Source organism: Corallococcus sicarius (genome assembly GCF_003611735.1).
Lineage (GTDB): Bacteria > Myxococcota > Myxococcia > Myxococcales > Myxococcaceae > Corallococcus > Corallococcus sicarius.
Genome location: NZ_RAWG01000403.1, coordinates 1 through 7,029, shown reverse-complemented (window position 1 = coordinate 7,029; position 7,029 = coordinate 1). Strand labels below are relative to the sequence as shown.

6 protein-coding genes are annotated in these 7,029 nt (G+C 69.3%); all 6 read left to right on the top strand.

Translation table 11 applies throughout. The features are described 5' to 3' along the window. Positions 1-158 precede the first annotated feature (158 nt). Positions 159-1,406, top strand: coding sequence for an ATP-grasp domain-containing protein (locus D7X12_RS37020; protein ID WP_120629912.1), 1,248 nt, complete (start codon positions 159-161; stop codon positions 1,404-1,406). After that, positions 1,403-2,077 carry a maleylacetoacetate isomerase gene (gene maiA / locus D7X12_RS37015; protein WP_244225008.1) on the top strand — a complete coding sequence of 225 codons (675 nt, stop codon included), beginning with the start codon at positions 1,403-1,405 and terminating at the stop codon, positions 2,075-2,077. Before D7X12_RS37020 ends, maiA begins: the two co-directional genes overlap by 4 nt. Before the next feature lie 177 nt (positions 2,078-2,254). Beyond that, on the top strand, positions 2,255-3,418 hold the full coding sequence (locus tag D7X12_RS37010) for a fatty acid desaturase (protein ID WP_120629911.1): 1,164 nt from the start codon (positions 2,255-2,257) through the stop codon (positions 3,416-3,418). Between the two features lie 47 nt (positions 3,419-3,465). Beyond that, positions 3,466-4,632 carry a pyridoxal phosphate-dependent aminotransferase gene (locus D7X12_RS37005; protein WP_158620199.1) on the top strand — a complete coding sequence of 389 codons (1,167 nt, stop codon included), beginning with the start codon at positions 3,466-3,468 and terminating at the stop codon, positions 4,630-4,632. A gap of 13 nt (positions 4,633-4,645) precedes the next feature. Next, entirely contained in the window at positions 4,646-5,656 is a 1,011-nt protein-coding gene (locus D7X12_RS37000) for a 3-methyl-2-oxobutanoate hydroxymethyltransferase (protein WP_120629909.1), read from the top strand. 41 nt (positions 5,657-5,697) lie between these two features. Further along, positions 5,698-6,987 carry a diaminobutyrate--2-oxoglutarate transaminase gene (gene ectB, locus D7X12_RS36995; RefSeq protein ID WP_120629908.1) on the top strand — a complete coding sequence of 430 codons (1,290 nt, stop codon included), beginning with the start codon at positions 5,698-5,700 and terminating at the stop codon, positions 6,985-6,987. Positions 6,988-7,029 lie beyond the last annotated feature (42 nt).

The following is a 7,029-nucleotide window of genomic DNA, read 5'->3' as shown; positions in this document are numbered from 1 at the left end:
GCAGGGGGCCCTGCTCCGGGGGAGGGGTGGCAGTCCATGCTTGGCGGAAAACTGCCGCCGCCCGAAAAACACAAGCGTCAGCCTGATGGAACTGCCAGGAATTTAGCGATTTGGCGTATTAGTTCCGACTATCCAATTTTTGACCGGTTAGAGAGACAATGAACCCCGAAGGCGCGCCGGCCCCCCATCCGACACGACACGTCCTGGTCCTGGCCAACACGGACCATGAGGACACGCCCTACGACGAGTGGGCCGCGGGGTCGGATCTCCAGCTCACCCTCCTCTGCTCCGAGGAGAAGGCCCCGGGCTACCGCCACCTTCCCCGCGTGTGGTCCTTTCCCAACTACCGGACCAATGGGCAGGTGGAGCAGACGGCCCTCCGCCTGGCGAAAGAGATTGGCTTCTGCGCCCTGTTCGCGAAGGGCGAGGTGGACATCCTCCGCGCGGGCAGGCTCCGGGATGCGCTGGGCATTCCGGGCCAGGGCTTCCAGAGCGCGCTTGCCTTCCGGGACAAGCTGCTGATGAAGGCCCGCCTCCAGGAGGGAGGCGTCCCGGTCGCGGCGGCCGCGCGCGTCACCACCGCCTGTGATCTGCTCGAGTTCGTGGAAGCCCACGGCCTCCCGGTCGTCATCAAGCCGGTGCTGGGCTCCGGCTCGCTCGACACGCGGGTCATCCATGACGAGGCGGAGCTGGATGCCCTGCTGGTGAGAGGCATTGCGCCCGACATGGCGGTGGAGAAGTTCGTCGAGGGCACGATGTACCACGTGGATGGGTTGATGGCCCATTCGGAGGTCGTGGAGATCCACCCTTCGACGTATGTCAATGATTGCCTTTCGTTCCAGCGGGACGAGTTCCTCGGGGGGTATCTCCTCCGGGAGACCCATCCCCTGAAGGAGCGCCTCATCCGGTTCACCCGGCAGGCCCTGCGCGCCCTGCCAACGCCCCCGCATATGACCTTCCATGCGGAAATCTGGCACACCCCGGATGACCGGCTCGTGTTCTGTGAAATCGCCAGCCGCACGGCGGGCTGCCGCTTCAACACGACCTTCGAGCTGGGCCGTGGCTTCAACCTGGACCGGAACTGGTTCAACGCCCAATGCGGGCTGCCGGTGGACGTCCCGCCGGCCCGCAGCCCCGGTGCCGACGGCCGCATGTCGGGCTGGTGCGTCGTCTACCCCCGGGCGGGCCTGCTCACCGGCCTCCCCTCGGGCACGCCGCCTCCCGGCGTCCACCAGCTGCGCCTCAACGGGAAGCCCGGACAGACGCATCACGGGGGCTACAAGTCCGGAGACTACCTGGCGGGGTTCATCCTGAAGGGCGAGTCGGAGGAGCAGCTCCAGTCGCGGATCCGCGAGGCCGCCACCTGGTTCGAGAGCAACACCACCTGGCGCCAGGAGCAGCCATGAGCCTGAAGCTCTACAGCTATTACCGCTCGACGGCCTCCTACCGGGTCCGCATCGCGCTGAACCTCAAGGGCCTCGCGTACGAGTACCAGGGCGTCCGCGGCCTGAGGAAGGGCGAGCCCGACTTCACGCGGCACTACCACGCGCTCAATCCCCAGGGCCTGGTGCCGCTGCTCGTGGATGGAGACGTCCCCCTAAGCCAGTCCCTGGCCATCATCGAGTACCTGGACGAACTGCACCCGGAGCCGCCGCTGCTGCCCCGGGAGCCCGCCGCCCGCGCCCACGTCCGCGGCATCGCGCTCTACATCGCCTGTGACATCCACCCGCTGAACATCATGCGCGTGAGGAAGTACCTCACGCAGCCCCTGGGCCACTCCCAGGAAGAGAAGATGGAGTGGTACCGCCACTGGGCCGTCACCGGCTTCGAGGCCCTGGAGCGCATGCTGGTGGGCAGCCCTCACCGGGGCAAGTGCTGTCACGGAGACACGCCCACCCTGGCGGACCTGTGCCTGGTGCCGCAGGTCTACAACGCCGAGCGCTTCAAGCTCCCCCTGGATGCCTATCCCACGCTGAAGCGCATCCACGACCATTGCCTGACCCTGCCCGCATTCATCGCCGCCCAGCCGCACCTGCAACCCGATGTCAGTGAGTACGCCCCGAACGAGGAGTACTGACCTGAGCACCGGGGCGCGCCCGCAATAACAGACGCCCCCATCCCACCCTCCTTGTCCCACCCACGCGTCCCTCCAGGGGCCGCGAAGGGACTCCCCTTGCCGGAAACCCGACGGGCCGCGCCTTGCGCGCGACGCCCCCTGGCCCGGCCCTGCCCAGGAACGCCCAGGAGAACGCCGATGACAGACTTTTCGACGGCGCCCGTGCACGCCTTGTCCTTCCTCGCGGTCGCGCTGGTGCTCCGCGCCGCGGACGCCCTCTACTACCGCGACTCCCGCCGCATCCTCCGCCTGCTGAAGCTCGAGGGGACCGCCCAGAAGGGCGAGCGGTACTACCAGCGGTTCGACGCCGTCTTCGCGCTCTTCCCGTTCCTCTGGTCGTGGTGCGACATCCTCGCGGCCAACCTCGCCGCCGCGCACTTCGCGCACCCGGCGCTCTACGTGCTGCTCGTGCTGTTCGTGGGCACCCGGTTCCGTGCGCTCCAGGAGGCGGCCCACACGGCGACCCATTCAGGCCTCTGCAAGTCACGGCCGTGGCAGTGGGCGCTCTCCAACGTCTTCTTCCAGTACCCCTGCTTCAAACCCGACATGCACCACCGCTACACCTTCCATGTCCTGGACCACCACCATCACGCCAATGAGCTGGGCAAGGACCCGAACGTCACCCGGTTCATCTCCGTGGGCGTCGTCCCCGGACTGACGCGGGCCCAGTTCCACTGGAAGCTCCTCCACCCGCTCACGGCCGCGGGGTTCGCGGAGACCTTCCGCGCCATGGCCATCAACAGCCTGCGCAACCAGCGGGTGTCCAACCTCGTCGTGCGGGTGTTGGTCGTCACCGGGGTGGTGGCCGCCTTCACCTGGGCCTTCGGACCGAAGGGGCTGCTGCTGGGCTTCCTCCTGCCGCTCGTCACGACCTACCCGCTGTACTCGTGGATCTCCGTCCTGGCCGAGCACCGCTGGTTCGTCCACTGCGACGAGGAGGAGCGGGTGGCGCGCGAGTGCATCAACGGCCGCCCCACGGACTACGCGGGGCCGCTCGGCTGGCTCGTGAAGCACGCCATCTTCCCCGCCACGGATCACTACCACCTGGCCCACTCCCTCTACCCGCATCTGCGGTGGAACTACGTCCGGGCGGTGGACCTGGCGCTGAAGAAGAAGGATCCCCGCTACGCCCGCCACCTCAGCCACGGCCTCTTCTGGTCCTCGACGGAGCGTCCCTCGGCCCTGTCGGAGCTGAGGGACCGGCTGACCGCGTCGGCCGACCCGGAGCTCGCGGGCTGGGCCCGTGAGCTCGGCGTCGAGGCGCCCCGGGTGACGTCCGCCCAGGCCCACGCGAGGGAGTGATGCCCATGCCGCCGCACGACCGACCCCTGTCCTCTCCCGGAGTTCCCATGACCCTGCACAACACCGCCCTGGACGACATCCCGCTCTCCGTCTTTGACGACATCGAGAAGCGCATCGCGCAGCTGAAGCACCCGCACTTCCTGCGCCTGCATCAGGGCAAGAGCACCTTCGCGCCCTGTGCCCGCATGCACGACTGGCAGCACTCGGACTTCGCGCTGCGCGCCCACGAGCACGCGCCGCCGGGCGGCATCCCCATGCTGCGGCGCAGAATCGTGGAGCACCTGCGGGAGCAGGCGCGGCAGGAGGTGCGCGAGGACCACGTCGTCATCACCTGCGGGGCGACGCACGGCATCGGGTCCGCGCTCCGGGCCATGCTCCAGCCGGGCGACGAGGTCCTCATCATGTCGCCGCAGTGGCTGTTCGTGACGGGCCTGGTGCGCGCGGCGGGCGGCCGTCCCGTGGAGGTCCCCGTCTTCCAGGAGCTGAGCCGGGACCGGAACTTCGACTTCGTCGCGGCGCTCCAGGCGGCCGTGACGCCGAGGACGCGCGCCATCTACTTCAACACCCCGAACAACCCCACGGGCTTCTCGCTCGACCGCGAGGCCCAGGAGCGGCTGGCGCGGTTCGCGCGGCGCCAGGACCTGTGGCTCATCTCCGACAACGCCTACGCGCTCTACGACTTCACGGAGCCGGGCTTCGTGGACATCTCCCAGCTCCCGGACGCGGCGGACCGCACGTTCTCCGTCCATTCCTTCAGCAAGACGTACGCGATGCCGGGCTACCGCGTGGGCTTCGTGGTCGCCCCGGAGGGCATGGCGCTCCGGATGAAGAAGTGGGGGCTGTACTCGCTCTACTCGCTGGCGAGCGCCTCCCAGTACGGGGCCTTCCAGGCGCTGGGCACGCCCCCGGACGTCCTGGAGAGCCACCGCGCCCGGGCCCGCGAGGCCCGCGACATCACGATGCGCGAGCTGCAGGTGCCCTGCACCCGCGTGGAGGGGGGCTTCTACACCTTCCTGGACCTCTCCCAATGGCAGCACGGCAGCGAAACCGAGTTCTTCGCCCGCGCCATCGCGGCGGGAGTCTCCGTCGCGCCGGGCATCGCCTTCGGCCAGCACTGCCAGAAGTCCGCGCGGCTGTGCTTCACGGCGGTGGGCCACGAGGACCTCCGCATCGCCATCCAACGCCTGAACGCCGTCTACAACACCGCACCCTGAGGGGGGAGAGCACATGTCTCGCACGCACGAAGCACACGCGGTCGCACGCAAGGTCCGCCAGCCGGCTCCGATGAGCCTCTGGGAGTTCGTCGTGGGGCAGGCCCGGGAGCGCTTCGCCCGTCAGGCCCTGGGCCTCAAGGTGAACCTGTACCGGGGCTATGAGGTGGAGGCGCTGGGCCAGGCGATGGAGTCCCTGGACCTCATGCGCAACTGCCGCCTCGAGTGCCTGATGGTGGGCGACTCGTACTTCATGACGCACCTGGGCCGCCCCAGCACCCGGCTGGAGACGGTGGAGGAGCAGGTGTGGGGCATGGACCAGATGCTCACGCTCCTCCAGGAGGTGCGCGGGGCGATGACGCGCGCGTTCCCCGCCTACCGCCGCCCGTTCCTGCTGGGCGACATGCCGGACGGAGCGGCCACGACGCCGATGGTGGCGCTGAGGAGCGCGGAGGTGATGGTGGAGGCGGGCGCGGAGGTGCTGAAGGTGGAGGTCACCTCCGACGCGTCCCTGGCCGTCCTGGAGGCGCTGTGCCAGGAGGGGTTCGCCGTCATCGCCCACCTGGGCTACACCCCGCAGGGGGGCGTCACCCGGCGCTACGGAGACACGCTCGCCGAGGCCCGGGAGATCTTCGCGGGCAGCCGGCGGGTGCGTGACCTGGGCGCGTGCGGCCTGGTGCTGGAGATGGTGGCCGAGCCCGTCAACCAGGCGCTGTGCCGGCCCTCGCCCCAGGCGCTCCCCGTCTACAGCATCTTCAGCGGCAAGGCGCCCTGTGGCGGCCAGTCCATCAACGTCTGGGACTCCGTCTTCCTGCCTTCCTTCAAGGGCAAGTACTTCCCGCCCACCGCCGAGCACCCGGTCTCCGCCTTCCCCGGCGTCTACACGCACGAGACCATCGCGCGGAAGGTGGCGGAGATGCTGCGGCTCACGCTCGCGGGAGACTTCCCGCTCTCCCCTCCGTCCAAGCTGAGCCCGGCCGAGCAGGAGGAGCTGCGAGCCACCGACCCCTGGGCCGCGACGCCCTGAACCGCCAACCCGCCATCGCTGAATCCCCCTGGGGTGAAACCATGCAGAAGCCTGCCGCAACCCGTCACGCAAGTCCCCGCGCCATCTTCGACGAGCACGAGTCGGCGGTCCGCACCTACTGCCGGAAGTTCCCGGCGGTCTTCAGCCGCGCGCTGGGGCACCGCATCTGGGACGAGGAGGGTCGGGAGTACATCGACTTCCTCTCCGGCGCGGGTGCCCTCAACTACGGACACAACCACCCGGTCATCAAGCGTCAGGTCATCGAGTACCTGGAGCAGGACGGCATCACCCACTCGATGGACATGCACACCCAGGCCAAGCGCGACTTCATGCAGGCCCTGGTGGACGTCATCCTCAAGCCCCGGAAGCTGGACTACCGCATCCAGTTCACCGGCCCCACGGGGAGCAACGCCGTGGAAGGGGCGCTCAAGATCGTCCGCAAGGTCACCGGGCGCGCGTCGGTCATCGCTTTCACCAATGGCTTCCACGGGATGTCGCTCGGGGCGCTCGCGGCGACGGGCACGGCGATGAAGCGCGCGGGCGCGGGCCTCCCCCTCGCGCACGTCACGCGGATGCCGTTCGACGGGTACTTCGGTGAGGGCCGGGACACGCTCGAGTACGTCGAGGCGCTCCTGGACGACCCGGGCAGCGGCGTGGAGCTGCCGGCGGCCTTCATCCTGGAGACGGTGCAGGGGGAGGGGGGCGTCATCGCCGCGAGCACGGGCTGGCTCCAGCGGCTCCAGGCCCTGGCCCGGCGCAAGGGCATCCTGCTCATCGTCGACGACATCCAGGCGGGCTGCGGGCGCACGGGCACCTTCTTCAGCTTCGAGGAGGCGGGGCTCTCGCCCGACGTCGTCACCCTCTCCAAGTCCATTGGAGGCATGGGGCTGCCCATGGCGCTGGTGCTGGTGAAGCGGGAGCTGGACGTGCAGCAGCCCGGGGAGCACAGCGGCACCTTCCGCGGCAACAACCTGGCCTTCGTCGCCGCCCGCGCGGCGCTCTCCTTCTGGGCGGATCCCCTCTTCGAGAAGGAGCTCCAGCTGCGGTGCGCGCTCGTGGACGAGCGCCTGCGCGGCATCGCGCGCCAGGAGGGCGCGAAGGGCTGCACCCCGCGCGGCCGGGGCCTGCTGCGCGGGCTGACCTGGGCGGACCCGGGCGTCGCGGGCAGGGTGTCCCAGGCGGCCTTCCAGCGGGGCCTCATCGCGGAGACCTCCGGGGCCCATGGCCACGTGCTCAAGGTCATGCCCCCGCTGACCATTGACGTCGAGGCCCTCCAGAAGGGCCTGGACCTGCTGGCGGATGCCATCCAGGCGGCCCATGCAACGGTTTGAACCCAGACTCCAGGAACCCCCGACCATGAACCCCACCCACAC